Origin of the sequence: Candidatus Pseudomonas auctus, assembly GCF_048654275.1 — a bacterium.
In the GTDB taxonomy this organism is placed as follows: Bacteria; Pseudomonadota; Gammaproteobacteria; order Pseudomonadales; family Pseudomonadaceae; genus Aquipseudomonas; species Aquipseudomonas pharyngis.
In genome coordinates this window covers 417083-442879 of the sequence record NZ_JBJYZK010000002.1, presented here as the reverse complement: position 1 = coordinate 442879, position 25797 = coordinate 417083, and the positions used below count along the sequence as shown (strand labels likewise).

Genomic DNA, 25797 nt, shown 5'->3' with positions numbered 1-25797 from the left:
ATTTCCCGGCTGCCGCATCATACACACGTTTTCCCAAAGGATCACCCCGCCCGAGGTATTAGCCGCCGGGCGGAATGATTCAGGTCAACGTCGTATCAAGGCTTGGACTTTTCCAGATAACGGAAGAAGTCACTGCTTGGGTCGAGGACCAGGACGTCGGATTTGTTCGCGAAGCTTTCACGGTAGGCACGCAGGCTACGGTAGAAACCGTAGAATTCCTGATCCTGGCCGTAGGCCTTGGAGTAGATCGCAGCGGCCTGGGCATCACCGTCACCGCGAATCTCTTCGGATTCACGATAGGCTTCAGCCAGCAGCACACGGCGTTGACGATCGGCGTCGGCACGGATGCCTTCGGCCAGCTCGTTACCCTTGGCGCGGTGCTCGCGAGCTTCACGCTCACGCTCGGTGCTCATACGTTCGAACACGCTGCGGTTCACTTCTTTCGGCAGATCGATGGCCTTGACCCGGACATCAACCACTTCGATACCCAGCTCTTTTTCCGCCATCTTGTTCAGCGACGCGGTGATGTCAGCCATCAGCGCATCGCGCTCACCCGACACCACTTCGTGCAGGGTGCGCTTACCGAACTGGTCACGCAGACCCGATTCCAGACGACGGGACAGACGCTCGTCAGCGATCTGCTTGAGGCCGGACGTTGCGGTGTAGAAGCGCTCGGCATCTTTCACGCGCCACTTGGCATACGCATCGACCATCACGGCTTTCTTTTCCAGCGTCAGGAAGCGCTGTGTCGGTGCATCCAGCGTCATCAGACGTGCGTCGAATTTACGCACCTGGTTAACGTAAGGCACTTTCACATGCAGACCTGGCTGAACATCAGCCTGAACCACGCGACCGAACTGCAGCAACACCGCACGCTCGGTCTGAGCCACGATGTAGAAACAGTTCCAGCCAACCAGTACCACGACAACGCCAACGATCAGGGCGATCAGCGATTTATTGCTCATCAGCGGGTCTCCCTTGTACGCGACTGCGGCACGTCAGTGACATGCGGCGTGACGTCCGTGTTGTTGCTGGCGGCAGCCGAACCGGTGACCGGTGCATTGCTGCCCGAACTGTTCTGAATCATCTTGTCCAGCGGCAGGTAAAGCAGGTTGCTCTGGCCGTTCTTGTTGCCGGTCACGAGTACCTTGCTGGTGCTGCTGAAGACTTCCTGCATGGTGTCCAGGTACAGACGCTGGCGAGTGACCTCGGGCGCCTTGCGATACTCGGCAACCAGTTTGGTGAAGCGATCTGCCTCACCCTTGGCGCGCGAGACCGTTTCGTCACGGTAACCGTTGGCATCTTCGAGGATGCGCTGGGCCTGACCACGGGCTTCCGGCACCACGCCGTTGGCGTAGGTTTCAGCCTGGTTGCGCGAACGCTGCTCGTCTTCACGGGCGCGGATCACGTCATCGAAGGCTTCCTGCACTTCACGCGGTGCCGCTGCGCTTTGTACGTTGACCTGGGTAACGGTGATACCGGTGCGATAGGTATCGAGGAAACGTTGCAGACGCTCCTTGATCTCGCTGGCCATCAGCTCACGACCTTCGGTCAGCACCTGGTCCATCGCGGTGGAACCCACCACATGGCGCAGCGCACTGTCGGTCGCATGTTGCAGGCTGATTTCCGGCTGGTCGACGTTCAGCACGAAGTCCTGCAGGTTGCTGATCTTGTACTGCACGGTCAGCGGCACTTCGACGATGTTCTCGTCTTCGGTCAGCATCTGGCCCTGCTTGGTGTAGGCACGCTCACGCGTGACGTTCTCCATGTACTTCTTGTCGATCGGCGGGAAGTAGATGTTCAGGCCGGGACCGACAGTCTCGTAGTACTTGCCGAAGCGCAGCACCACGGCCTGCTCCTGCTCGTCCACAACGTACACCGCGCTGTACAGCCAGACGGCCGCCAGCACGACAAGGCCGATGCCGAGCAGGCCGCCGAAGCCGCCGCTCTTGCCCGAGCCACCACCGTCATCACCGCGTTTCTTTCCACCACCGAACAACCCGTTCAGGCTTTCCTGCAGCTTTCGGAAGGCCTCGTCGAGATCCGGCGGTCCCTTGCGGTCGCCGTTGTTGCGACGCTTGCCACCCCAAGGATCCTGATTGTTCGAGTTGCCACCCGGCTCATTCCAAGCCATAGCGCTCTCCATCTGATAAAGCAAAGACGCACCCACGGCGCGCCGACCAATGCTACAGAATGCCTGCCGTTGCGGCACAACCGCTTTGCCAGGCTTTTATTGCAAAGTGTGTTGCTCGATGAACTCCGTCGGCACAACGCCTTCACGACTGACCAGTCGATTGAGCTCCGAGCGTGGCAATCGAACGGCCAGCAAGCTGACCCCTTCTTCGTCGTGTTCTTCTTTCTGTACCGCGCCCAGTTCGAAGAACTGTGCACGCAGACGCGCGAACCGCTGAGGCAGGCGCAAGGTTCCCACGAACAGGTCACTGCCCAACAACTCGGCAATCGCCTGCTCGAGCAATTCCAGACCGGTGCCATCACGCGCCGACAGCCAGACCCGCTGGGGCTTGCCGTTTTCATCGCGCTGGATTTGTGGCTCAACGCCTTCAAGCAAATCGAGTTTGTTATAGACCTCGAGGATCGGCAAGTCCTGGGCACCGATCTCGCCCAGCACCACCATCACCTGCTCGATCTGCAACATGCGATCCGGTTCGGCCGCATCGATCACGTGCAACAGCAGGTCGGAGTTGCTCGACTCTTCGAGCGTAGACCGAAATGCCTCGACCAGTTTGTGCGGCAAGTGGCGGATGAAGCCCACGGTGTCGGCCAGGACAATCGGCCCCAGGTCGTCCAGATCCAGACGGCGCAGGGTCGGATCGAGCGTGGCGAACAGCTGGTCAGCAGCGTACACGTCGGACTTGGTCACGTTATTGAACAGCGTGGATTTACCGGCGTTGGTGTATCCCACCAGAGATACGGTAGGGATATCCGCACGCGAGCGGCCGCGACGCGACTGTTCGCGCTGGCTGCGCACTTTCTCCAGCCGACCCTTGATCTGGCGCAGGCGAACCCGCAGCAGTCGCCGGTCGGTTTCGAGCTGGGTTTCACCCGGGCCGCGCATGCCGATACCGCCACCCTGACGCTCAAGGTGAGTCCAGCCGCGAACCAGCCGGGTGCTCATGTGGTCAAGCTGGGCCAGTTCGACCTGGAGCTTGCCCTCATGGGTACGGGCGCGTTGGGCGAAAATATCGAGAATCAGACCGGTACGGTCGATCACGCGACACTCGAAAACACGTTCGAGGTTACGTTCCTGACTGGGTGTAAGGGTGTGATTGAAGATAACCAGATCGGCTTCTTTGGCGTGGACCAGGTCGCGCAGTTCCTCGACCTTGCCGCTGCCAATCAGGTATTTGGCGGTTGGCCGATGACGCGGCACGTTAAAAAACGCAACGGTCTCGGCGCCAGCCGAATTTGCCAGTTCCTGAAACTCCTGCGGATCTTCGCGCGCCTCAGGGTCCTGTCCATCCAAGTGAACGAGGATGACTCGTTCACCACCACCGTGGCGCTCAAAGAACAAAGGAGACTCCTATCAGGCGTTACCTGGCTCAGCGTCACCTGCTTCGGATTCGGTTGCGCTTGGCAGACGAATTGGACGAACCGGCACGACTGTAGAGATAGCGTGTTTGTAAACCATCTGGCTGACGGTGTTCTTCAGCAGGATAACGAACTGGTCGAACGACTCGATCGTGCCTTGCAGTTTGATCCCGTTCACCAGGTAGATGGAAACCCCCACTTTCTCTTTACGTAAAGTATTCAAGTAAGGGTCTTGTAGCGAATGCCCTTTTGACATGTGCCGCACTCCTTTAAGGATTCAATATAAAAAATAGGTAAACAAATGGCTTTTGCCGCCACACCCCCAAGGATAGACGGCAATTGCAAGGACTCAGCTCAATATGGAGATCGTCCCAAGGTATTTCAAGGCACGTGGCAGATTGTCGCAATCCAGACTGTCGAGCCAGTGTAAATCTTTCCAGCTGCGCAGCCAGGTGAACTGGCGTTTGGCCAATTGGCGCGTGGCGATGATGCCCCGTTCCTGCATCTCGGCCGACGTCAGCTTGCCATCCAGGTAGTCCCAGACCTGGCGGTAGCCTACCGCACGTATAGACGGCAACCCGGCATGCAGGTCACTTCTATTACGCAGGGCTACGACCTCGTCGATGAATCCCTGTTCCAGCATATTTGTGAATCTTTGTTTAATGCGCTCGTGCAATACCTGCCGATTAGTTGGAGCAATCGCCAGGTTCGCGACAGTATAGGGCAATTGTTGCAGTCCCGATGCGGACGCTTCAGCACTTTGCGCAGATTGTTGCAGGCGCAGCGCAGTCATGCTCTGACCGCTGACCCGGTAAACTTCCAGCGCACGACTCAGTCGTTGTGGATCGTTCGGATGGATGCGTGCTGCAGACTCCGGATCGATGACCGCCAACTGATCGTGCAGGGCCTGCCAGCCAAGGCGTGCAGCCTCTTCTTCGATCTGCGCGCGAACCTCGGGATCGGCCGCCGGCATGTCCGCCAAACCGTCGATCAAAGCCTTGTAATAGAGCATCGTGCCGCCCACCAGCAGCGGAATTTTTCCGCGTGCGGTGATCTCGGCCATGGCCTCCAGCGCATCGCGACGGAAATCCGCTGCCGAATAGGCTTCGGCCGGGTCGAGAACGTCGATCAGTCGGTGCGGAAACTCCGCCAGCAGTTCTTTGGAAGGCTTGGCGGTGCCGATGTCCATGCCGCGATAAACCAGCGCCGAATCGACACTGATCAGCTCGCACGGCAGCACCTTGGTCAGCTCGATGGCCAGATCGGTCTTGCCCGCAGCGGTCGGGCCCATCAGGAAAATCGCTGGAGGAAGCTGGCTCATCAACGACCGCGCAGGAACAGTTTGTCCAGATCGTCCAGGCCCAGTTGGGTCCAGGTCGGTCGGCCATGGTTGCACTGACCGCTGCGCTCGGTATTTTCCATGTCGCGCAGCAGGCCGTTCATTTCCGGCAAGGCCAGGCGGCGGTTGGCGCGGATCGCGCCGTGGCAGGCCATGGTGCCGAGCAGTTCATTCAGATGCGCCTGAATCCGGTCGCTGGTGCCGTATTCCATCAAGTCCGACAGCACATCACCGACCAGTCGGTTGGCTTCGGCCTGCTTGAGCAGGGCGGGGATCTGCCGGATCGCAAGGGTTTCCGGGCCAAGGCGCTGCAATTCAAAACCAAGGCGCTGGAACCACGCCGCATGCTCTTCAGCGCAGTCGGCCTCGCGCTGACTGACCGCCAGCGATTCCGGCACCAGCAGCGGCTGACCGCTCAGGCCTTCGCTGGCCATGGCGATCTTCAGGCGCTCATACATGATCCGCTCGTGAGCGGCGTGCATGTCCACCAAAACCAGGCCTTGGGCGTTCTCGGACAGAATATAAATGCCCTTGAGCTGAGCCAGCGCGTAGCCAAGCGGCGGAATGTCTTCCTGACCGGCTGGCAATGCATTGGCATTGGCCTCGGGCAGCGGCGCAAAAAACTCGCGGTACGCGGCCTGGGCCTCGGCTACCGGCACGGTCGATTGCGGACGTGGCGTGTATTGATACTGATAAGCGCCGCCAGCGCTGGCACCCGACGAGGTATTGAACGCCGGTTGCGCCTGCGGTTGCTCCAGCAACGCATTGGCCGCCAGACGCATTTCGCCCTGCGGTCCGAATTCACCAGCTTCAAGGCCGGTCGGCCGGACGATCGCGGTGGTGACCGAGCCGGCAAGCTGATCTTCCGGCCGCACATCGCCGAGGGCACGGTGCAAGGTGCCATACAGGAAGTCATGCACCATGCGCCCGTCACGGAAGCGCACTTCGTGCTTGGTCGGGTGCACGTTGACGTCGACCGCTGCCGGATCGACCTCGAAAAACAGCGCAAACGTCGGATGCCGGCCGTTGAACAGCACATCGCGATAGGCCTGACGCACCGCGTGGGCCACCAGTTTGTCGCGCACCGCACGGCCGTTGACGAAGAAATACTGCAAGTCCGCCTGACTGCGGTTGAAGGTCGGCAGACCGACCCAGCCCCACAAATGCAGGCCATTGCGTTCGATCTCGATCGGCAGCGCCTGCTCGAGGAAGCCCGAACCGCAGATCGCCGCCACACGCCGGGCGCGGGCCGCATCATCGTGGGCTTCGTGCAGGCTGAGGATGGTCTTGCCGTTGTGGCGCAAATGGAAAGCCACGTCGAAACGCGCCAGTGCCAGACGCTTGATCACTTCCTGCAGGTGATCGAATTCGGTTTTTTCGGTCTTGAGGAATTTGCGCCGTGCCGGTGTATTGAAGAACAGGTCACGGACTTCCACCGAAGTGCCGACCGGGTGCGCCGCTGGCTGCACGCGGGGCGCCATGTCGCGGCCTTCGGTCTCGACCTGCCAGGCCTGATCGGCGTCGCGGGTGCGCGAGGTCAGGGTCAGACGCGCCACGGAGCTGATCGAAGCCAAAGCCTCGCCCCGGAAACCCAGGCTCATCACCTGTTCGAGGTCTTCCAGGTTACGGATCTTGCTGGTGGCGTGACGGGCCAGGGCCAGCGGCAGGTCATCGGCGGAAATACCGCTGCCGTCGTCGCGCACTCGCAGCAGTTTGACACCGCCCTGCTCGACATCGACGTCGATACGCTTGGCGCCGGAGTCGAGGCTGTTTTCCAGCAGCTCCTTGATCACCGAGGCCGGGCGTTCGACCACCTCACCGGCGGCGATCTGGTTCGCCAGCCGCGGGCTGAGCAGTTCAATGCGGGCAGCGTTCAGGACCTGATTCATTCTTTGGACGCCAGTTCGGTGCCGGGAATGGTCAGGTGCTGGCCGACTTTCAGATCATCGCTTTTCAGATTGTTGGCGCTACGCAGTGTGGCCGGCGAAATCTGATAACGCACGGCAATCATCGCCACGGTCTCACCCGGACCTACCCGGTGATCACGCGGCCCTTGAGCGATCTTGCCCGAATCACGCAGCCAGGCGATGTAAGTGCCCGGTGGCGGATTCTGCTGGAAGAACTGACGCACGCCGCTGCTGATCGAACGCGCCAGCGCCTGCTGGTGGCTCGCTGCCGAGAGTTTGTTCGCTTCGTTGGCGTTGGAGATGAAGCCGGTTTCCACCAGGATCGACGGGATGTCCGGCGATTTCAGCACCATGAACCCGGCCTGTTCCACGCGCTGCTTGTGCAGCGGGGTGACCCGGCCAATATTGGTCAGAACCTTCTGGCCGACGTTGAGGCTGGAGGTCAGCGAGGCGGTCATCGACAGGTCGAGCAGAACGCCGGCCAGCATGCGGTCCTTGTCGTCGAGGCTGACGTTGCCGGCACCGCCGATCAGGTCGGAACGGTTTTCGCTGTCGGCCAGCCAACGGGCGGTTTCCGAGGTGGCGCCACGATCGGACAGGGCGAACACCGACGCACCAAACGCGGCCGCAGAAGGCGCGGCGTCGGCGTGGATCGAGACAAACAGATCGGCGCCCTTCTTGCGGGCAATCTCGGTACGGCCGCGCAGCGGGATGAAGTAGTCGCCGGTACGGGTCAGTTCGGCGCGGAAGCCTTTCATGCCGTTGACCTGACGCTGCAACTCGCGGGCGATCTGCAGTACCACGTCTTTTTCGCGCTGGCCGCGAGAACCCGATGCGCCCGGGTCTTCACCGCCGTGACCGGCGTCGATGACCACGATGATGTCGCGCTTTCCGGCCGGGGCCGGTGGCAGTTTGATCGCAGGTTCAGCCGGCGTGACAGGCACCGCCGGTACGGTAGCGACCGACGGCGTCGGCGCAGGCGGTGGCGCCGCGTCTGCCGGGTTGTCGAACAGATCGACCACCAGACGGTTGCCATACTGGGCGTTCGGCGCCAGCGAGAAGCTTTTCGGGGTGACCGCTTTTTTCAGGTCGATGACCACCCGCAGGTCGGTCGGCGTGCGCTGGGCCGAACGCATCGCAGTGATCGGCGTGTTGGCGGTCTGCACATTCAGCGGCGCGCCGAGGGTGGCGCCGTTGATGTCGATCACCAGACGATCCGGCGCGGTCAGCGTGAAGACGCTGTGCTGCACCGGGCCTGTCAGGTCGAACACCAGTCGCGTGTTGTCCGGCGCCCGCCACAGGCGCACGCTGTTGACCTTCGTCTCGGCCACAGCGTTGACGGTTACTGCCATCAACATCAGTCCAACGGCAGCCACCAACGCGCGAAAGCGCATACCTAACCCCATCATTCAATTGGTTTCCAATGCCAAAGCGGCACACCAGGCCTCGCCGCGCGAGCCCTGGGATAAAATGGTCAGCGAACGTCCGCTGTCTTGCGGGCTAATGGTAATGGTCAGGTCAGGCTTTGGCAAAAAGCCTGCACCTTTATCGGGCCATTCGATCAGGCACAGGGCGTCGTCTTCGAAATAGTCGCGGATGCCGAGAAACTCCAGTTCCTCCGGATCGACCAGACGATACAGGTCGAAGTGAAACGCGCGAACGTCACCGATCTCGTAGGGCTCGACCAGCGTGAAGGTCGGACTTTTCACCGCTCCCACATGCCCCAGACCGCGAATGATGCCCCGCGACAGCGTGGTTTTGCCCATCCCGAGGTTGCCTTCGAGAAAGATCAGGCCATGGCCCTGGGTGATACGGGCGATGCGTGCGCCAAAGTCGCTCATGGCCTGTTCATCGGCCAGGTACAGGGTTACTTCAGACACGGTGCATGCTCCTCCAACAACTGACGAATGGCTGGAATCAGATCACTGGCCGCCAGCCCACGGCCGAATTTACCTTGGTGCAGACCGGCGTTGGCGTGCAGCCAGACTGCCAGACTCGCGGCGTCAAAACCGTCCATGCCCTGGGCCAGCAGCGCGCCGATCAGGCCCGCCAGCACATCGCCGAGCCCGGCAGTGGCCATCGCCGGATGGCCTTGATGACACAGCGCCAGACGACCATCGGGATGAGCAATCAAAGTGCCCGCCCCCTTGAGCACCACCACCGCTGTGTATTTTTTGCTCAATGCCAGCGCCGCCGCCGGACGATCAGCCTGCACTTCGGCGGTACTGATCCCCAATAAACGTGCTGTTTCCCCCGGATGCGGCGTGATCACGCAATCCTTGGGCAAACTGACAAAACCTGAGGCCAGCAGGTTCAGCGCATCGGCATCCCACACCTGCGGCAGCGCCGCATTGGCGGCGGCCGACAACAGTGCCCGCCCCCAAGCGGCCTGGCCCAGCCCCGGCCCGACGACCAGCACCGACACCTTTTCCAGCAGCCCCATCAATTGATTGGCCGAAGAGGCGCCCAACGCCATGGCTTCCGGCACCCGGCTCAATGCCGCTGGTACATGTTCCGGGCGAGTCGCCAGCGATACCATCCCGGCGCCACTGCGCAGCGCGCTTTCGGTGCTCAACAGGATCGCCCCGCCAAAACCATGATCGCCGCCGATCAGCAGCACATGACCGAAACGCCCCTTGTGCGCAGTCGGCGCACGGGCCGCCAGACGCGGCAGGTTAACCGCATTGAGCCGTTGAGCGGCGGCAGGAATGTCACTGAAGTTTTCGGCCGTGGCCTGCAGATCGTTAAACAGCAGTTCCCCGACATGATCCGCCGCCGAGCCCGTAAACAGCCCGAGCTTCAGGCCGATGAAGGTCACGGTGAGGTCAGCGCGCACCGCATGACCTAACGCATGACCGGTGTCGGCGCACAACCCGGAAGGGATATCGACCGCCACCACCGGCAATCCACTGGCATTGATTGCCGCAATCGCAGCGGCGTAAGGCTCACGCACTTCACCGCTCAGACCGGTACCGAGCAACCCGTCAACGACGATTCCGCGCAACTCGCAGGAAGGATGCCAGGGGGCTATCACCACGCCTTCGGCCACGGCATCGGCATGCGCTACGGCCGCATCACCCTGCAATCGCTGCGGATCGCCCACGGCCACTACCCGAACCTGCCAACCGGCCCGATGGGCCAGCGCTGCCACCAGGTATCCGTCACCCGCGTTGTTGCCGTGCCCTGCCAGCACCGTCAATTCGTTAGCAGATGGCCAATGTCGAACCAGCGCGCGCCATGTGGCATGGGCCGCTCGCTGCATCAATTCGAAGCCCGGAGTGCCGGCAGCGATCAGCCGCGCATCGAGTGCCCGCACCTGCGTGGCGCGGTACAGCGCGTCGGGTAATTGATCTTTAGTGTGCGGCATGCGTCTTCGGGCTCCGATGTCTGGCAGAATTATACGCACCTCAGCTCCGGTTTCTCTCGCCTCATGTCCGCCATCACCACAGATCTGCCCGCCCTCGCCCAATCCATCAAGGACTGGGGCCGCGAGCTGGGCTTCCAGCAAGTCGGCATCAGCGGTCTGGACCTGGCCGAGCACGAACAGCACCTGCAACGCTGGCTCGAGGCCGGCTACCACGGCGAAATGGATTACATGGGCGCCCATGGCAGCAAACGCTCGCACCCTGAGGAGCTGGTGCCGGGCACCTTGCGCGTGGTGTCGCTGCGCATGGACTACCTGCCGGGCGACACACAAATGGCGCAATTGCTGGGCAAACCGGAAAAAGCCTACATCTCGCGTTATGCCTTGGGCCGCGATTATCACAAATTGATCCGTAAACGCGTTCAACAACTGGCGGACAGGATTCAGTCCGAAATCGGTCCGTTCGGTTTCCGAGCCTTCGTCGACAGCGCTCCGGTGCTGGAAAAAGCCATCGCCGAGCAGGCGGGGCTGGGCTGGATCGGCAAGAACACTCTGGTGCTCAATCGCAAGGCCGGCAGTTATTTCTTTCTCAGCGAACTGTTCGTCGATCTGCCGTTGCCGGTGGATGAACCGCATAGCACCGAACATTGCGGCCGCTGCACCGCATGCCTCGACATCTGCCCGACCAACGCTTTCGTAGGCCCCTACGTGCTGGACGCGCGACGTTGCATTTCCTACCTGACCATTGAGCTGAAAAATGCCATTCCCGAAGACCTGCGGCCGCTGATCGGCAACCGCGTGTTCGGCTGCGACGACTGCCAGATCTGCTGCCCGTGGAACCGCTTCGCCAAACCGTCTGGCGAAAGCGATTTCAAGCCACGGCACAACCTCGACAATGCCGAACTGGCAGAACTGTTTCTGTGGGATGAGGACAAATTCCTCAGCAGCACCGAAGGTTCGCCGCTGCGTCGGGCCGGTTACGAGCGCTGGCTGCGAAATCTGGCGGTGGGACTGGGAAATGCACCGTCAAGCATTCCAGTGCTGGAAGCACTCAAGGCGCGGCGCGAATACCCGTCAGAGCTGGTGCGAGAACATGTGGAGTGGGCGCTGAAACAGCACGCCGACCGTCAATGCTCGTCGTTATAAACGAACTTCGGCATTTCCCAATGGAAGCGAATCGCCAACAGCCTTAATAGAAAGCCACCGAACAACGTGATCAGAATCGCCTGCTCGCTCGGCACATTCAGGAACAGACAGAGCATGTAGCACCACGCGGCAGCGAACGAGACGCTGGCATACAGCTCACGGCGGAAGATCAACGGAATATCGTTGCAGAAAATATCGCGCAGGATGCCCCCAAACACGCCGGTGATCACTCCGCTGACCGAGGCCACCAGCATGCCGTGGCCCATTTCCAGGGCGGTCATGCAGCCGATCAGGGTGAATGCCACCAGACCGACCGCGTCGAGCACCAGAAACAGCGAGCGCAGGTGACGCATCCACCGTGCGGTAAACACGGTGATCATCGCCGCGACCGTGGTCAGCACCAGGTACTCCGGGTGTTTGACCCAGGTCAGCGGGTAGTGCCCGAGCAGCACGTCACGCACCGAACCGCCGCCCAATGCCGTGACGCAGGCAATCAGCACCACGCCGAACCAGTCCATGCCGCGACGGCCCGCAGACAGGGCGCCGGTCATGGCTTCGGCAGTAATGGCGACGAGGTAGAGCATCAGCAACATGGTGGCGATCCTGGCAGGAAGGCGCGCAGTCTACTCACTTCACCGAGGCACCAAAAGAGGGCGCCTCGGCGTGGGTGCCGATCTCAGAACTTGATGAAATGCTTGCGGTAGTGCTGCAGCTCGGCGATGGATTCGCGGATGTCGTCCAGCGCCAGGTGAGTGCTGCCCTTCTTGAAACTGTCACGCACGTCCGGCGCCCAGCGCGCGGCCAGTTCCTTGAGCGTGGAGACGTCCAGGTTGCGATAGTGGAAGTAGCTTTCCAGCGACTTCATGTGGGTATAAAGGAAGCGGCGATCCTGGCAGATGCTGTTGCCACAGATCGGCGACTTGCCCTTCGGCACCCACTTTTCGAGGAAGGCGATGGTTTCAGCCTCGGCCTCGGCCATGCTGATGCGGCTGTCGCGTACGCGCTGGGTCAGGCCGGAGTTGCCGTGGGTGCGGGTATTCCACTCATCCATGCGGGCGAGGACTTCGTCGCTGTGGTGGATGGCGATCACCGGGCCCTCGGCCAGGGTGTTCAGGTCACTGTCGGTGACGATGGTGGCCATTTCGATGATGACGTCGTTTTCCGGATCCAGACCGGTCATTTCGAGGTCGATCCAGATCAGATTCTGCGGGTTTTGCATTTTTCGGCTCCTGAGCAATGCTGCGCAGTTTAGCCTAGGCAGCCTGCCGGGCGTGCTAAACTCGCGGCCGTTTTACCTAATCGCTGTATTCTTCAGACGGAACACCCATGGCCAAACGCCAACTCAATCGTCGTCAAAACTGGCGCATCGAAAAGATTCAGGGCGAGCGCGCCGCCCGCGCCGCCAAACGCGAGTCCTCGGCCGTCGAGGCGCTCGAAGGCGGCGACCTCGGCCCGGAACAGCACGGCCTGGTGATCGCCCACTTCGGTGTGCAGGTCGAGGTCGAGGCCATTGACGGTGAGCTGGCCGGCCAGGTCTTCCGCTGCCACCTGCGGGCCAACCTGCCGGCGCTGGTGACGGGCGACCGGGTCGTATGGCGCGCCGGCAACCAGGGCATCGGCGTGATCGTCGCGCAACTGCCGCGCACCACCGAGCTGTGCCGTCCGGACAGCCGTGGCCAGCTCAAGCCGGTGGCCGCCAACGTCGACATGATCGTCATCGTCTTCGCCCCGCTGCCCGAGCCCCATGCCAACCTGATCGACCGTTATCTGGTCGCCGCCGAACACGCCGGCATTCGCCCGTTGCTGCTGCTGAACAAATTCGACCTGATCGACGAGCAGAACGCCCCGGCGCTGAATGCGCTGCTGGCGGTCTACCGCACACTGGGTTATCCGGTACTGGAAGTCTCGGCGCACCACGGCAACGGCATGGAGCAATTGCAAAAGCAGCTCGACGGGCGCATCAGCGTGTTCGTCGGCCAGTCCGGTGTCGGCAAGTCGTCGCTGGTCAACAGCCTGCTGCCGGAAGTCGAAACCCGCGTCGGCCCGCTGTCCGAGCTGTCCGGTCAAGGTACGCATACCACGACCACCGCACGTCTGTTCCACTTCCCCGGCGGCGGCGAACTGATCGACTCCCCGGGCATCCGCGAATTCGGCCTCGGCCACGTCAGCCGCGCCGACGTCGAAGCCGGCTTCATCGAGTTCAACGACCTGCTCGGCACCTGCCGCTTCCGCGACTGCAAGCACGACCGCGAACCCGGTTGTGCACTCCTCAAGGCCCTGGAAGACGGCCGCGTGCAGCAGCAGCGAATGAACAGCTACCGCTCGATCATCGCCAGCCTGCCGGAAAACGGTTACTAGACTTTCAAGTAACCAGACACAAAAAAGCCGCGATCATCTCGCGGCTTTTTTGTGGGTCACTGTTTCGGCGCGGGGGCCGGTGCAGGCGCCGGTGCTGGTGCCGCTGCGCCCGGCTCGGTCGGTTTCGGCAGCGGGTCGTCGAACAGGTTCAGCCGTTCGCGCAACTCGTGGGCCGGTACCGGTTGCTGATCCGCCGGCAAGGCGTTCGGGTCGACCGGGGTGGCCGGCGCGGCGCCGTTCTGGCCTTGATCTGCCGGTTTCGACGGGTCGGCGCCTTGCGCACCTTCGATGGCGGCCTGGGCCTTTTTGGTCAGCACCACGATGTCGATGCGGCGGTTGACCGGGTTGAACGGGTTCTCCTTGTCGAACAGTGCCGACGAGGCGTAACCAACAACCCGAGCCACTTGAGCGTCCGGATAACTGCCCGCCACCAGCGCACGCCGGGCGGCGTTGGCACGGTTGGCCGAAAGCTCCCAGTTGCCGAAGTCGCCGTTGCCCACGTAAGGCTTGGCATCGGTGTGACCGCTGATGCTGATCTTGTTCGGCACCGCTTTGATGGTGTCGGCCATGGCCAGCAGGATGTCTTCGAAGTACGGCTTCAGGCGGGCAGAACCGGAGTCGAACATCGGCCGGTTCTCGGCGTCCATGATCTGGATGCGCAAGCCGTTCGGCGTGATTTCGAACAGGATCTGGTCCTTGAATTTCTGCAGTTGCGGGTTCTCGTCGACCTTGTTCTGCAGTTCCTGCAGCAGCAGTTCCAGGCGTTCCTTCTCGACCTGCTCGGCCATGCCTTCAACCTGTTCGGTGTCGACCGTGACCTTGTCCGGTTGAGGCTGCGACTTCACTTCAGGGTTGAGGGTGTTTTCCGGCGCGAGGGTCGGCGTACCGCCCAGGTCGATGATGTACGGCGTGCCGCTTTCGGAGAAACCGACCGGGTCCTTGAAGTAACCGGCGATGGCGATCTTCTGTTCCGGGGTCGCGGTGGACAGCAGCCACAACACCAGGAAGAACGCCATCATCGCCGTCGCAAAGTCGGCGAAGGCGATCTTCCACGCCCCGCCATGATGCCCGCCGGCGATGCGCTTGACGCGCTTGATGATTATCGGCTGGTTATTTTCCATGACTTAACGACCGCGAACGGCTTGTTCCAGCTCGGCAAAGCTTGGACGGTGAGCCGGGTACAGCACCTTGCGACCGAACTCGACAGCCAGCGACGGCGGCATGCCGGAAGCCGAAGCCACCAGCGAGGCCTTGATGGCTTCGTAGACGTTCAGCTCTTCCTTGGCATCGTGCGCCAGGGAGTGCGCCAGCGGGCCGAAGAAACCGTACGCCGCGAGAATACCGAAGAAGGTACCGACCAGTGCCGCACCTACGTGCAGACCGATGGATTTCTGATCGCCTTCACCCAGGGAGGCCATGGTCACCACGATACCCAGTACCGCCGCGACGATACCGAAACCCGGCATGGCGTCGGCAATGCCGTTCACCGCGTGGGACGGATGCTCGAGGTCTTCCTTCAGGCTGTACAGTTCCATGTCGAACAGGCCTTCCAGCTCGTGGGGAGCCATGTTGCCGGAGGACATGATGCGCAGGTAATCGCAGATGAACGCGGTCATGCGTTCGTCTTTCAGTACCGCCGGGTACTTGGCGAAGATCGGGCTCGCGGCCGCGTCTTCGATGTCGCCTTCGATGGCCATCATGCCTTCGCGGCGGCTCTTGTTGAGGATCTCGTAGATCAGGCCCAGCACTTCCAGATAGAACGTGTGGCTGAAACGCGAACTGAACATGCTCAGGGATTTCTTGAGCACGTGCATCGTCATGTAGCCGGGGTTGGCCTGGAGGAATGCTCCGAGTGCCGCACCGCCGATGATCATTACCTCGAAAGGCTGGATCAGGGCGGCAATCTTGCCGTGGGAGAGCACGTATCCGCCGAGCACGCTCGCGAATACGACGATGATGCCGATAATTTTAGCCATAGGTAGAAAGGTACTTGTTTAAGTCGGGTTCAAGGTCATATTCGGAAGTTAAAAAATCTCTTCTTCTACTTATCGGCAAAACTGCGCCAGACTATAGCCAGTTCAGGCGAAAAGCCAATTTAGCCCATGCCGGGCGCGTCTACAGTCAGTGAAGATCTCGTCCAGACATGGCTAATGAAACGAACGTCCCACACGTGAAACCGACCACACTCGATGGCTGGGTGAAGCTGCTCGACAGCGTTCGCCTGCCGGTGCCGCAAGACGCCCATGACCGGGTCTGCCGGGCGATTCGCGATGACCGCAGCTCGCTGCGCGACATCGCCGACCTGATGCAGGACAGCCCGGCGCTGGCCCTGAGCATCATCCGCGAAGCCAACCGCCACACCCACGGCAACATGAGCGCGCCGGCGGAAAACCTCGAAGTGGCGATCAATCGCCTAGGCCTTGCCCGCACCGAAGAACTGCTGGCTCGCCTGCCCGCCGAACCTGCCGCGCAGATCCCCCAGCCACTGCGCCAGTTGCAGATGATCAGCCAGCACGCCACGCAACAGGCCAACGGTTTTTTCGCCGGTCGCCTGGCGCGACTGTGGCAGGACATTCATTGGGGCAGCCTGTTGTTTCTGTCGCCGCTGTGGCCATTGGCGCTGACCTTTCCCAAACTGCTTGAAGAGTGGGAAGTACGGGTTATCCACAAGGGCGAATCGGCCTGCGATGTCGAGAAACAATTGTTCGGCGTGCGCTTGCTGAAAATCGGCGAAGCGCTGGTGGAAGCCTGGCGTTTGCCGATCTGGGTCCAGCAAGGCTATCGGCTGCTGCTGACCGAACAGCGCGAACTGGTCAAAGTCCTGCGCATTGCCCGCGATGTGGATCATCCGTTGCGCCAGCAAAACCGCCTCGACGACGACCCGACCCTGCGCCGCTGGCTCAATCAGCCGGCCAACACCGTGTTGCTGGCCAACGGCCTGGCACTCTCGGCGCAACAAGCCTGGGACAGTCCGCACAGTGAGCGCTGGCAGTACCTGACCAGCCTCTACCTGCAAATCTCGATGGACGAGGTACAACAACAGTTGCACCAGCAGGCCGCCGTCAGCGCTCGTCATCATTTCATGCCCGACCTCTGGCACCCGGCGGTTTCGCTGCTGTGGCCGTGGGGCACCCGTCGCCTGCCCGCCGGAATGCTGCCGGCTGCGGCGCCGTCCGCTGACGACCTGAGCCAGTGGCGCCGGCAATGCGCCGAGCTGCTGGCCGTGCCAAGCCGCTTCACCAACGCCATGAGCCTGACCGTCGCCGCCCGCGATGCGCTGGTCGCCAGCGGCATGCGCCGGGTGATGATCCTGATGGCCGACCGCAGCCACGCCAATCTGCGCGTCCATCAAACCTCGGGGTTGCCGAAGGAAGCCGCTGCGCTGAATTTCGTCGTCAGCCAGAGTTCGGTGCTGCAACGCTTGCTCGCGCAGCAGGCGCAAGTGCGCATCACCCCGGACAACAACGCCCAGTTTTCCGCCCTGTTGCCGCCCTCGCTGCGCACGCTGTTTCGCGGCGAACACCTGTTCCTGCGCTCGCTGGTAAACAACGGCCGGGTGATCATGATCGTGGTCGCCGACCAGGGTGGCGGGCCGTTCGCCGACATCACTGTGCAAGCCTTCGGCAAAACCGCGCAGTGCATCGAGAAAGCCCTGCACAGTTTTAGCCAGCGCGGCCAATGACAGCTACAATCCTTCCCCTTTGTGCTCTGGAGACCTCACATGTCTGATTTCTCTGGCCTGGCCCTGGTGATCGAGCCGAGCGACCTGCTGCCGCGCCTCGAATCCCGCGATCTGATTCTGGTGGATCTGACCAGTGCCGCCCGCTACGCCGAGGGACACATTCCCGGCGCACGCTTCGTCGATCCGAAACGCACCCAGCTGGGTCAGGCGCCGGCTCCGGGGCTGTTGCCGAGCAAGGAAAAACTCGAAGAACTGTTCGGTGAGCTGGGTCATCGCAAGGATGCGGTCTACGTGGTCTATGACGACGAAGGCGGCGGCTGGGCCGGGCGTTTCATCTGGCTGCTCGACGTGATCGGTCACGACAAGTACCACTACCTCGACGGCGGTCTGCCGGCGTGGCTGGCGGAAGGTTCGCCGATGTCGATCCAGATCCCTCCTGCGGCGGGCGGCCCGGTTGCCCTGACCCTGCACGAGGAACCGACCGCCACCCGCGAATACCTGCAAAGTCGTCTCGGCGCCGCTGACCTGGCCATCTGGGACGCTCGCGGGCCGCTGGAGTATTCCGGCGAGAAGGTGCTGGCGGCCAAGGGTGGACACATCCCCGGCGCGGTCAATTTCGAATGGACGGCGGGCATGGATCAGGCGCGCCAGCTGCGCATCCGTACCGACATGCCGCAGATCCTGGAAAGCCTCGGGATCACCAAAGACAAAGAAATCATTACCCACTGCCAGACCCATCACCGGTCCGGTTTCACTTATCTGGTGGCCAAGGCCCTCGGTTATCCGCGGGTCAAGGGCTACGCCGGTTCCTGGGGCGAATGGGGCAACCACCCCGACACCCCCGTCGAGCTTTAAGGATTTTTAAGGACAGTCATGAAAGAGCGTTTGTTTATCATCAGCCAGTACCTGCTGCCCCATCACTTGCTGTCGCGCCTGGCCGGCTGCGTCGCCGAGTGCCGCGTGCGCTGGTTCAAGAATGCCTTCACCACCTGGTTCGCCAAGCGTTATCAAGTGGACATGTCGCAGGCACTGGTTGAAGACGTGACCGCTTACGAGCATTTCAACGCCTTCTTCACCCGTGCGCTGAAAGATGGCGCACGTCCACTGGACCAGACCCCGGGCGCGATCCTCAGCCCGGCCGACGGTGCGATCAGCCAGCTCGGCCCGATCGAACACGGCCGCATCTTCCAGGCCAAGGGCCACAGCTTCAGCGTGCTGGAACTGCTGGGCGGCGACGCGGCCAATGCGGCGCCGTTCATGGGCGGTGAATTCGCGACTGTTTACCTGTCGCCGAAGGACTACCACCGCGTGCACATGCCGCTGGCCGGCACCCTGCGCGAAATGGTCTACATTCCGGGCCGGATCTTCTCGGTCAACCAGACCACCGCTGAAAACGTTCCGGAACTGTTCGCCCGTAACGAGCGCGTAGCGTGCATCTTCGATACCGAGCGCGGGCCGATGGCCGTGGTGCTGGTGGGCGCGATGATCGTGGCGTCGATTGAAACCGTGTGGGCCGGTCTGGTCACGCCACCGAAGCGCGAACTGAAAACCTTCCGTTACGACGAAGCCGCCCGTGCGCCGATTCATCTGGAAAAAGGTGCGGAACTGGGGCGCTTCAAACTGGGTTCGACCGCGATCGTGTTGTTCGGGCCGGATCAGGTTAAATGGGTTGAAGAATTGAAAGCCGGCTCGCCGGTACAGATGGGCCAGGCCTTGGCACTGTCGAACGCCTGAACCGGTTGATCCGCCCTTTCGCACGTCTGCGAAGGGGCGGACACGACCTGGGTGGCGCCGTTACTCTATCTGCCCACGGAAGCCGATCGGCCCTTCGTTGGCGTAGGTATTGGTGCCGCTGAGGTTTTTCCCGCCGTCACTGGACGTGACGCTCAACGCGATAACGTTCTGGTTATCCCGCCCGCCGATCACCCACTTGCCACCTGGATGCCAGGGGGCATCGTTGCCACCCCACTGGTTTTCGACGTTGTACTGGTTCTGGCCAGTGCGCTGAGCCTTGAAGCCAATAGGGCCTTCGCCGGCGTAGGTCATGGTGCCGGTAAAGGTTTTGCCACCGTCGCCGGACTTGATCTCGATCGCGACGACGTTCTGGTTGTCCCGCGCGCCCAGCACCCAGGTTCCACCCGGATGCCAAGGTGCCGAACTACCGCCCCATTGATTTGCCACTGCGTATTTAGACATGAACCTCATCTCCTTGAAGTTTCGGGAGACCTGCCCCGACGTTGACGGCAGGCCGTGCAACCGTGCGTTTCCGATCGCACGCCTGAGAGACTAGTAGCGCCTGCGGGAATGGCACCAGGCCAGCAGACCAACGGTAAAAAACCCTGACAAACACCTGCGAAACAGACCACAACTGCTAGAGTTTTTGGCATTGCCCTATTCGCCGCCGGAGCTTGTCACGGCATGAGTGAGCCACGATCCCGACCACCACTGAGCGCCCCGACGCCCACGCAGTTGCGCCTGTCCTTCTGTGAAGCCACCCCGCGCGACCTCAAGCGCTGGATCGCCGACCTGCCCAAGGCCAACATCGGCGAAACCGCGCGCCTGCTGTATCAAGGCCTCGGCGAACTCAATCAACTGCTGACCCCCAGCGACAACCGTCTGCATTTACTTGAGCTGTTGCGGCCCGAGGTGTATTTCGTCTGCCAGCATCTGGAACGGCATTTTCTGCATCAGGCGATCATGCTCGATGAGCGCTCACGCAAGATCAGCAATCTGTGCCAGGCCCTGCAAAGTCAGCTGGCCATCGGTTACAAACACATCATTCTGCGGATCGCGCCCAAGTACTCCCGGGATCGCGCAGCCCTGGTGAGCGAAGCGCTGCAGCGGGCGGCCCACGCGCTGAAAGGGCAACTGGTTCGCGCCACGCAGCTGTACAGCCCGGCGCCGGAACAGCTGTGGTTCGAACTGCATCAATTGTTTCGCTGCGCCTGCGAGCTGCAACTGCAGCATCGCCGGGTACGCGACGACCTCGCCAGCCTGACCGGCGAGTTGAGTGTCGAACAGACCTACCTCGCGGCCCTGTTGCTGGGCAGCGCTCGCTGCAATCAGTTGCGCCAGAATCAGATCGCGCGCCTGGCCCAAGTGGTCGAGCCCTGGAGCGCGTGGCTGAAGCTGCAGCCCGCCAATCCGGGCGCGGGCTTGTTCGCGGTCTCGGCAGACATCGACGCCGGCCCGCGTTACCGCTCGCAGTTTCGCAGCGAGCAACAGGCAGGGTTGCTCGGTTTCGATCCGCAACCGTTGGTGAATGCCATCGAGGCCCACCTTCAGCATCAGGACACAACGACGCCGCTGCCCGTGCCGGCCGGCCTGACCCTCGACACCCTGCAACACCTGCACGCGACCTGGGGCGAAGCCGCCGAGCGCAGCTTTCAGCGCACCGTCGGCCAGGGCAACCTGACCGTGTGCGTCGGCATGAGCGCCCTGCACTTTTACCTCGGCGGCGAACGCACTTTCAGCGAATTGCTCAAGCACCCCGGCGCCCGTGCGGCAAATTTCAGCCGCGCAGTGGTTCAGGGCGAAAAGGACAGCTGGAGCCAGGCGTTCGATGCCGCGCCACAGGGCACGTCCGACGAATTGTTGCCCTACGAGGAAATCCGCTACGAACCGCTGGCCGACGACGAAAGCGACACCGACAGCCCGCCGCACTACCCGACCTATGCCTTGCCCGTCATCAACCACAGCCCCGGCGGTTATTGCCTGGCCTGGCCAAAAGAAGTACCTGCCGAATTGCAGGCCGGGGAAATGGTCGGGATTCAAGACAGCCTCAATCAGGGCTGGAGCATTGCCGTGGTGCGCTGGATCCGCCAGGTGCGCGGCGCCGGTACGCAAATGGGCATCGAACTGGTGGCGCCCCACGCTCAGCCCTGCGGCTTGCAGCTGGTGCGCACCCGGGATGATCACAGTCATTACCTGCGAGGGTTGTTATTGCCGGAAATCAGTGCGATCGACTTGCCGGCGACGTTACTGGCGCCACGGCTGCCGTTTCAGGAGGGCAATAAAGTGCTGATCAACACCCAGGGTGAAGAGCACCGCGCCGGGCTGGACCGGCGGGTGGCCAGCACCCACAGCTTCAATCAGTTTGCCTATCGCTCGCTGGAGGCCGCGCAGAATGGCGGCAGCGAGGAGGATTTCGACTCGTTGTGGAAATCCCTTTGAGTGGAATCGGATAATCCTGGGCGCCCCTTTCGCGAGCAAGCCCGCTCCCACAGTGGAATGCATTTCAATTGTGGGAGCGGGCTTGCTCGTGAAGGGGCCAGCTCAGGCGACAGAGCTTTCAGAGCTGTCCGTCGCGATCGCGGAAGCCCAGCAGGTACAACACGCCATCCAGCCCCAGGGTGGAAATCGCCTGCTTCGCCGACTGCTTGACCAGCGGTTTGGCGCGGAACGCCACGCCCAGACCGGCAATCGCCAGCATCGGCAGGTCGTTGGCGCCGTCGCCCACGGCGATGGTCTGCTCCAGACGCAAACCTTCTTTTTCAGCCAGCTGCTTCAGCAGGTCGGCCTTGCGCTGGGCATCGACGATCGGCTCGATCGCCACGCCGGTGCACTTGCCGTCGACCACTTCCAGTTCGTTGGCGAACACGTAATCGATGCCGAGTTTGGCCTGCAATTGCTTGGCGAAGTAGGTGAAGCCGCCCGACAGAATCGCGGTCTTGTAGCCCAGGCGCTTGAGTTCGGCGAACAGGGTTTCGGCGCCCTCGGTCAGGCGCAGCGAGGCGCCGATCGAATCGAGCACGCTGACATCCAGGCCCTTGAGCAGCGCCAGACGCTCCTTGAAGCTGGCGCGGAAGTCCAGCTCGCCGGCCATCGCCCGCTCGGTGATTTGCGAAACCTGGTCGCCAACGCCGGCGGCCTTGGCCAGTTCGTCGATGACCTCGGCTTCGATCAGGGTCGAGTCCATGTCGAACACCGCCAGACGACGGTTGCGACGGAACAGCGAATCTTCCTGGAAGGCGATGTCGACGTTCAGCTCCTGAGCCACGCTGAGGAACTCGGCGCGCAGGGCCTGCGGATCGGCGGCTTCGCCACGCACGGAGAACTCGATGCAGCCCTTGCCCTTGTCCGCCGGGGTGTCCAGCGGCATGCGACCCGACAGACGGTCGATATGGTCGATGTTCAGGCCGTATTTGGCGGTGATCGAGCTCACGGCCTGTAACTGGCCGGCAGTGACCTTGCGGGTCAGCAGGGTAACGATGTGGCGTTTCTTGCCCTGATTGCCCACCCATTGCTGGTAATCCTCTTCGGACACCGGGGTGAAGCGCACCTGCTGGTCGAGCTCATAGCCCTTGAACAGGATGTCCTTGAGCACCGACTTGCCTTGCTCGGAATCGGGGATTTCTACGAGGATGCCGAACGACAGCATGTCGTGGATCACCGCCTGACCGATGTCGAGGATATTCACACCACCCTGGGCCAGAACACCGGTAATGGCCGCTGTCAGACCCGGACGGTCGACTCCCGTGATGTTAATCAGGACGATTTCGCGCAACGCGCACCCCCGCAACTGGAAAAAAACCGCATTCTACCCACTTTCAGTGACCATCGGGCACCGCCAGCGCTTTGCCGGTCTAGGGCCTGTCGCTATACTGCGCGTCAACTTCACGGACAAAAGAGCCGAGCTCAGTGAACCGGCCCACGCCAGTTAAAACCGATAACTTCTTTCTGCTGATCTTCCGTGCACTGCGCCACCGCCGTGTACCGATTGCATTGCGCATCGCCAGCCATAACGTGATCCTGGTCGCTCTGGCCCTGGTGATCTATGCCTGCGTGATGGGCCTGCAGTTCAAGCAGGCCATGCACGAGCAGGCCGATGCGCTGGGCGAAAGCCTGACTACGCAGACCGCCACCTCTGCCACCGAACTGCTGGTGTCCAACGACATCCTCAGCCTCAACGTGCTGCTCAACAACCTGACCAAGAACAAGCTGGTGGCCCACGCCGCCATCTACAGCGTGGACAACCGCATCCTCGCCGAGTCCGGCCAGCGGCCCAAGCACGGCCTGCTGGGCGAGGCCGAGGGCATGTACGAGAGCAAGATCACCTTTCAGGACGTGACCGCCGGACAACTGCGCATCAGCCTGGACATGGATCAGTTCCAGCAGCCGATGACCATCAGCCTGCAAAGCATGGGCATCCTGAGTGCGATCCTGCTGGCACTGTCCCTGGCCCTGAGCCTGCGTCTGGGCCGGCACATCTCTACACCGCTGCTGCAATTGCGCGTGTGGCTGCGCCGTATCGACGAATACACGCCGGGTATCGAGCGTCAGGACGAGATCGGCGATCTTGCCCGCCAGTTGCACGCCAACTACGCCCCGGAGCCAGCCGAACCGGAGCCCGAGCCGGAGCCGGAGTTCGAGGACGACGAGCCGGAATTCGAAGTGCGCAACCTGCGTGATCCGAGTTTCGACGAAAGCCGCCCGATGGCTGCGCAGAAGCCTGCGCCACGCCATGTGGTCAGCACCGTTGAAGACGACGATGACGAAGACCCGTTCGCCGACCTGCGTGACGAATCGCTGAGCGATACCGCGCAACCGGCCGTGCGCCGACCGACCTCGAGCGTGCCGCAACACACGGCGGTGCTGGCGGTGCAATTGGGCTCGCAGGAACAACTGCGCCGTTTACCGCGTGCACGTCTGGAAGAGTTGCAGGATCGCTACCGCGACTGTCTGGAGCAGGCCGCTTCGCTGTATCAGGGCGAAATCGAAACCCTGAACGACGGCAGCACCCTGATGCTGTTCCACACTGAAGACAGCGGCGACGATTACCTGACCAACGCCATCTGCTGCGGCGAGCTGCTGCGGGCGCTGGGCCACCAGTTGCAGATCGAAGTCGCCGACAGCGGCATCACCCTGCAATTGCAGCTGGGCCTGACACTCGGCGACGAACTGTTCGGCCTGAGCCAGATCGACCTGTTGCTGACCGATTCCGCCCAGGACGCCCTGGCCCTGTCGCAACACAGCCGCAACCTGCTGCTGGTGGAGCGCAAGGTCGGTGACGACGCGCTGATTCGCCAGCGCGCACGAATCCGGCCGATTGCCAGCCCTGAGGGGGCTTGCTGTGTGGAGCGGTTGATGGAGCCTTATCCGTCAATGCTTGAGCGGCAACTGGCGCGGATGCATGAGCGCCGGTCTTAAGCCTTAAGCCAGTTACAAAGAAGCCCGCAGACGAGTGATTGTCTGCGGGCTTTTTTGTGCGTGGGGTTTTCGTGATTGCGCCAGGCTTTGGAGCCCCCTCACCCTAGCCCTCTCCCAGAGGGAGAGGGGACTGATAGGGGAATATTGGGTATCTACACCGACCTGAACGTGCCGTGCCGAATCCACAATCGTAAGACCGCACTGCGCCAAATCCATAATCGCCAAGATCTTTCAGGTCGATGGATAACGCCAGACACCTCGGTCGGCGCCCTCTCCCTCCGGGAGAGGGCGGGGGTGAGGGGCTTTTGACTTTTCACAGCTCTAGACACAACAAAGCCCGCACAAGGCGGGCTCTGTCCTGACTCGTTCTAGCCTTAGAAGCGGAACACTTCCATATCCGTACGAATCGGCGAAGCCATCGGTATCTTCGGCTGCTTTTCGGCTTCCGCCGCCGGCGCTGCCGGTTTCGGTGCCGACTTGCGTGGCGCCTCGGCGACCGGTGGCTGATTGGCCAACGGTTTGAGCGCTACCGACAATTGCTCGGCCAGACGCTGCAACAACACGCCCTGCGCCTGCACCTGTGCGGCGGTGGTACCGGCATGTTGCTCCTGCAGATGGACGATGCGGTTGTCACGCACCTGGCCACGGCGGTCGATCAGGCGCCATTGCGCGTCCAGAATCGCCGGTTGCTTGGCACCGGAATCCAGACGAGTGATGGTCAACAGCACCTGCACATCCGGGGTGAAGCCCAGGGTCGCTGGCGCCAGCACCACGCGCTGACTGTCCAGATGCCCGGCAACCTGACGCAACAGCAACTGATCGATGTCCGAAGACAGGCTGCCGGCCCAGCGGCCATCGACCGAGGCTTGCAGGCTGCCGTCCGGCTGACGCTGCAACAGGGTTTCCCGTTGCAGGTAATCGGCAACGATCACAGGGCCCAGCAAAACTGCCATGCCCGCGCTTTGCGCAGGCTGGGCCGGACTTCCGCTGTCCAGCTGATACAGCGACACCGGCTGGTGAACGCTGCAACCCGCCAGGCCAAGAACGCCGGCGAGCAGGAAAATAAGGGGGCGCAGAGAAGTCATCATCCCGTCCAGGTGGCCGCCACAAGGCTGACCACAGTGAAAATACTCAATAAATATGAATAACGCTCGGCCACGCCGGCGCTTGGAAAGGCCATATCATCCGTGAATATGCGTTCCGACTCCAGCGCCAAAGCGCCGATCTACGGGTTAAATCGTAGATCGGACGCTCTAGAGAGGCGTTCTCAGTCATTTTCTCCGAAGGAGAAATGAGTGCGACC

Annotated in this window: 23 protein-coding genes; 7 read left to right on the top strand and 16 right to left on the bottom strand. The window is 61.9% G+C overall.

Annotated elements, in window-relative coordinates; genetic code table 11:
* Positions 1-95: 95 nt before the first annotated feature.
* The 9 genes from hflC to ACKUG4_RS05495 form a co-directional block, all read right to left on the bottom strand.
* Positions 96-965, bottom strand: coding sequence for a protease modulator HflC (hflC, locus tag ACKUG4_RS05535; RefSeq protein ID WP_007950723.1), 870 nt, complete (start codon positions 963-965; stop codon positions 96-98).
* On the bottom strand, positions 965-2134 hold the full coding sequence (gene hflK / locus ACKUG4_RS05530; protein WP_039766653.1) for an FtsH protease activity modulator HflK: 1170 nt from the start codon (positions 2132-2134) through the stop codon (positions 965-967). The genes hflC and hflK overlap by 1 nt, the downstream gene beginning before the upstream one ends.
* Positions 2135-2230: 96 nt before the next feature.
* Positions 2231-3532, bottom strand: coding sequence for a ribosome rescue GTPase HflX (gene hflX / locus ACKUG4_RS05525; protein ID WP_445433604.1), 1302 nt, complete (start codon positions 3530-3532; stop codon positions 2231-2233).
* A gap of 12 nt (positions 3533-3544) precedes the next feature.
* Positions 3545-3805 (bottom strand): RNA chaperone Hfq, encoded by a 261-nt coding sequence (hfq, locus tag ACKUG4_RS05520; RefSeq protein ID WP_007902656.1) that lies wholly within the window; start codon positions 3803-3805, stop codon positions 3545-3547.
* Between the two features lie 93 nt (positions 3806-3898).
* A complete protein-coding gene (miaA, locus tag ACKUG4_RS05515) occupies positions 3899-4870 on the bottom strand; it encodes a tRNA (adenosine(37)-N6)-dimethylallyltransferase MiaA (RefSeq protein WP_445433603.1) in 972 nt (323 codons plus the stop codon).
* A complete protein-coding gene (gene mutL / locus ACKUG4_RS05510) occupies positions 4870-6777 on the bottom strand; it encodes a DNA mismatch repair endonuclease MutL (protein WP_039766643.1) in 1908 nt (635 codons plus the stop codon). The genes miaA and mutL overlap by 1 nt, the downstream gene beginning before the upstream one ends.
* A complete protein-coding gene (locus tag ACKUG4_RS05505) occupies positions 6774-8153 on the bottom strand; it encodes an N-acetylmuramoyl-L-alanine amidase (protein WP_371857703.1) in 1380 nt (459 codons plus the stop codon). Before ACKUG4_RS05505 ends, mutL begins: the two co-directional genes overlap by 4 nt.
* A gap of 51 nt (positions 8154-8204) precedes the next feature.
* Complete coding sequence (gene tsaE, locus ACKUG4_RS05500; protein WP_007950729.1) at positions 8205-8675, bottom strand: tRNA (adenosine(37)-N6)-threonylcarbamoyltransferase complex ATPase subunit type 1 TsaE; 471 nt, start codon at positions 8673-8675, stop codon at positions 8205-8207.
* On the bottom strand, positions 8663-10162 hold the full coding sequence (locus tag ACKUG4_RS05495; RefSeq protein ID WP_445433602.1) for an NAD(P)H-hydrate dehydratase: 1500 nt from the start codon (positions 10160-10162) through the stop codon (positions 8663-8665). The genes tsaE and ACKUG4_RS05495 overlap by 13 nt, the downstream gene beginning before the upstream one ends.
* A gap of 63 nt (positions 10163-10225) precedes the next feature.
* On the opposite strand from ACKUG4_RS05495, the gene queG reads away from it, so the two are divergent.
* Positions 10226-11305, top strand: coding sequence for a tRNA epoxyqueuosine(34) reductase QueG (gene queG, locus ACKUG4_RS05490; RefSeq protein WP_445433601.1), 1080 nt, complete (start codon positions 10226-10228; stop codon positions 11303-11305).
* Here queG and ACKUG4_RS05485 read toward each other — a convergent pair.
* Positions 11287-11898, bottom strand: coding sequence for a trimeric intracellular cation channel family protein (locus tag ACKUG4_RS05485; protein WP_064593093.1), 612 nt, complete (start codon positions 11896-11898; stop codon positions 11287-11289). The genes queG and ACKUG4_RS05485 overlap by 19 nt on opposite strands.
* An 83-nt stretch (positions 11899-11981) precedes the next feature.
* The gene (gene orn / locus ACKUG4_RS05480) at positions 11982-12524 is read right to left on the bottom strand and encodes an oligoribonuclease (RefSeq protein WP_064593092.1); all 543 of its coding nucleotides are present in this window, start codon (positions 12522-12524) and stop codon (positions 11982-11984) included.
* A gap of 107 nt (positions 12525-12631) precedes the next feature.
* Here orn and rsgA point away from each other — a divergent pair, with 107 nt between their 5' ends.
* Positions 12632-13663 (top strand): small ribosomal subunit biogenesis GTPase RsgA, encoded by a 1032-nt coding sequence (gene rsgA / locus ACKUG4_RS05475; RefSeq protein ID WP_445433600.1) that lies wholly within the window; start codon positions 12632-12634, stop codon positions 13661-13663.
* A gap of 56 nt (positions 13664-13719) precedes the next feature.
* Here the strand turns inward: rsgA and motB are convergent, their stop codons facing one another.
* Together motB and motA are read right to left on the bottom strand one after the other, a co-directional pair.
* On the bottom strand, positions 13720-14784 hold the full coding sequence (gene motB / locus ACKUG4_RS05470; protein ID WP_445433599.1) for a flagellar motor protein MotB: 1065 nt from the start codon (positions 14782-14784) through the stop codon (positions 13720-13722).
* 3 nt (positions 14785-14787) lie between these two features.
* Entirely contained in the window at positions 14788-15639 is an 852-nt protein-coding gene (motA, locus tag ACKUG4_RS05465; RefSeq protein ID WP_007952169.1) for a flagellar motor stator protein MotA, read from the bottom strand.
* Positions 15640-15806: 167 nt separating this feature from the next.
* On the opposite strand from motA, the gene ACKUG4_RS05460 reads away from it, so the two are divergent.
* From ACKUG4_RS05460 to asd, 3 genes are read left to right on the top strand one after another with little or no spacing between them, the layout of a single operon-like run.
* The gene (locus ACKUG4_RS05460; RefSeq protein WP_445433598.1) at positions 15807-17345 is read left to right on the top strand and encodes an HDOD domain-containing protein; all 1539 of its coding nucleotides are present in this window, start codon (positions 15807-15809) and stop codon (positions 17343-17345) included.
* Between the two features lie 39 nt (positions 17346-17384).
* Entirely contained in the window at positions 17385-18200 is an 816-nt protein-coding gene (locus ACKUG4_RS05455) for a rhodanese-like domain-containing protein (RefSeq protein WP_039766622.1), read from the top strand.
* A gap of 18 nt (positions 18201-18218) precedes the next feature.
* On the top strand, positions 18219-19079 hold the full coding sequence (gene asd, locus ACKUG4_RS05450; protein WP_007952166.1) for an archaetidylserine decarboxylase: 861 nt from the start codon (positions 18219-18221) through the stop codon (positions 19077-19079).
* Positions 19080-19139: 60 nt separating this feature from the next.
* On the opposite strand, the gene ACKUG4_RS05445 is transcribed toward asd, so the two are convergent.
* On the bottom strand, positions 19140-19541 hold the full coding sequence (locus ACKUG4_RS05445) for a lectin OAA family protein (RefSeq protein ID WP_039766619.1): 402 nt from the start codon (positions 19539-19541) through the stop codon (positions 19140-19142).
* 222 nt (positions 19542-19763) lie between these two features.
* Between ACKUG4_RS05445 and ACKUG4_RS05440 the strand changes: the two genes are divergently transcribed.
* Positions 19764-21518, top strand: coding sequence for a cyclic-di-GMP receptor FimW-related protein (locus tag ACKUG4_RS05440; RefSeq protein ID WP_445433597.1), 1755 nt, complete (start codon positions 19764-19766; stop codon positions 21516-21518).
* A gap of 118 nt (positions 21519-21636) precedes the next feature.
* Here ACKUG4_RS05440 and serB read toward each other — a convergent pair whose 3' ends face one another.
* Complete coding sequence (gene serB / locus ACKUG4_RS05435) at positions 21637-22851, bottom strand: phosphoserine phosphatase SerB (RefSeq protein WP_039766615.1); 1215 nt, start codon at positions 22849-22851, stop codon at positions 21637-21639.
* Between the two features lie 134 nt (positions 22852-22985).
* Between serB and ACKUG4_RS05430 the strand changes: the two genes are divergently transcribed.
* Positions 22986-24494: an AhpA/YtjB family protein gene (locus ACKUG4_RS05430; RefSeq protein WP_445433596.1), complete on the top strand. Its 1509-nt coding sequence runs from the start codon at positions 22986-22988 to the stop codon at positions 24492-24494.
* A gap of 374 nt (positions 24495-24868) precedes the next feature.
* On the opposite strand, the gene ACKUG4_RS05425 is transcribed toward ACKUG4_RS05430, so the two are convergent.
* Positions 24869-25579 carry a PqiC family protein gene (locus ACKUG4_RS05425; protein WP_064593079.1) on the bottom strand — a complete coding sequence of 237 codons (711 nt, stop codon included), beginning with the start codon at positions 25577-25579 and terminating at the stop codon, positions 24869-24871.
* Positions 25580-25797: the final 218 nt, after the last annotated feature.

Bases quoted from the DNA above. Each gene is read 5' to 3' on its own strand.
- motB (WP_445433599.1), bottom strand. From the start codon at position 14,784: ATGGAAAATAACCAGCCGATAATCATCAAGCGCGTCAAGCGCATCGCC.
- hflK (WP_039766653.1), bottom strand. From the start codon at position 2,134: ATGGCTTGGAATGAGCCGGGTGGCAACTCGAACAATCAGGATCCTTGG.
- ACKUG4_RS05485 (WP_064593093.1), bottom strand. From the start codon at position 11,898: ATGTTGCTGATGCTCTACCTCGTCGCCATTACTGCCGAAGCCATGACC.
- asd (WP_007952166.1), top strand. From the start codon at position 18,219: ATGAAAGAGCGTTTGTTTATCATCAGCCAGTACCTGCTGCCCCATCAC.
- motA (WP_007952169.1), bottom strand. From the start codon at position 15,639: ATGGCTAAAATTATCGGCATCATCGTCGTATTCGCGAGCGTGCTCGGC.
- ACKUG4_RS05505 (WP_371857703.1), bottom strand. From the start codon at position 8,153: ATGTTGATGGCAGTAACCGTCAACGCTGTGGCCGAGACGAAGGTCAAC.
- ACKUG4_RS05455 (WP_039766622.1), top strand. From the start codon at position 17,385: ATGTCTGATTTCTCTGGCCTGGCCCTGGTGATCGAGCCGAGCGACCTG.
- rsgA (WP_445433600.1), top strand. From the start codon at position 12,632: ATGGCCAAACGCCAACTCAATCGTCGTCAAAACTGGCGCATCGAAAAG.
- orn (WP_064593092.1), bottom strand. From the start codon at position 12,524: ATGCAAAACCCGCAGAATCTGATCTGGATCGACCTCGAAATGACCGGT.
- hfq (WP_007902656.1), bottom strand. From the start codon at position 3,805: ATGTCAAAAGGGCATTCGCTACAAGACCCTTACTTGAATACTTTACGT.
- hflC (WP_007950723.1), bottom strand. From the start codon at position 965: ATGAGCAATAAATCGCTGATCGCCCTGATCGTTGGCGTTGTCGTGGTA.
- ACKUG4_RS05425 (WP_064593079.1), bottom strand. From the start codon at position 25,579: ATGACTTCTCTGCGCCCCCTTATTTTCCTGCTCGCCGGCGTTCTTGGC.
- ACKUG4_RS05495 (WP_445433602.1), bottom strand. From the start codon at position 10,162: ATGCCGCACACTAAAGATCAATTACCCGACGCGCTGTACCGCGCCACG.
- queG (WP_445433601.1), top strand. From the start codon at position 10,226: ATGTCCGCCATCACCACAGATCTGCCCGCCCTCGCCCAATCCATCAAG.
- mutL (WP_039766643.1), bottom strand. From the start codon at position 6,777: ATGAATCAGGTCCTGAACGCTGCCCGCATTGAACTGCTCAGCCCGCGG.
- ACKUG4_RS05445 (WP_039766619.1), bottom strand. From the start codon at position 19,541: ATGTCTAAATACGCAGTGGCAAATCAATGGGGCGGTAGTTCGGCACCT.
- ACKUG4_RS05460 (WP_445433598.1), top strand. From the start codon at position 15,807: ATGGCTAATGAAACGAACGTCCCACACGTGAAACCGACCACACTCGAT.
- ACKUG4_RS05440 (WP_445433597.1), top strand. From the start codon at position 19,764: ATGAGTGAGCCACGATCCCGACCACCACTGAGCGCCCCGACGCCCACG.
- miaA (WP_445433603.1), bottom strand. From the start codon at position 4,870: ATGAGCCAGCTTCCTCCAGCGATTTTCCTGATGGGCCCGACCGCTGCG.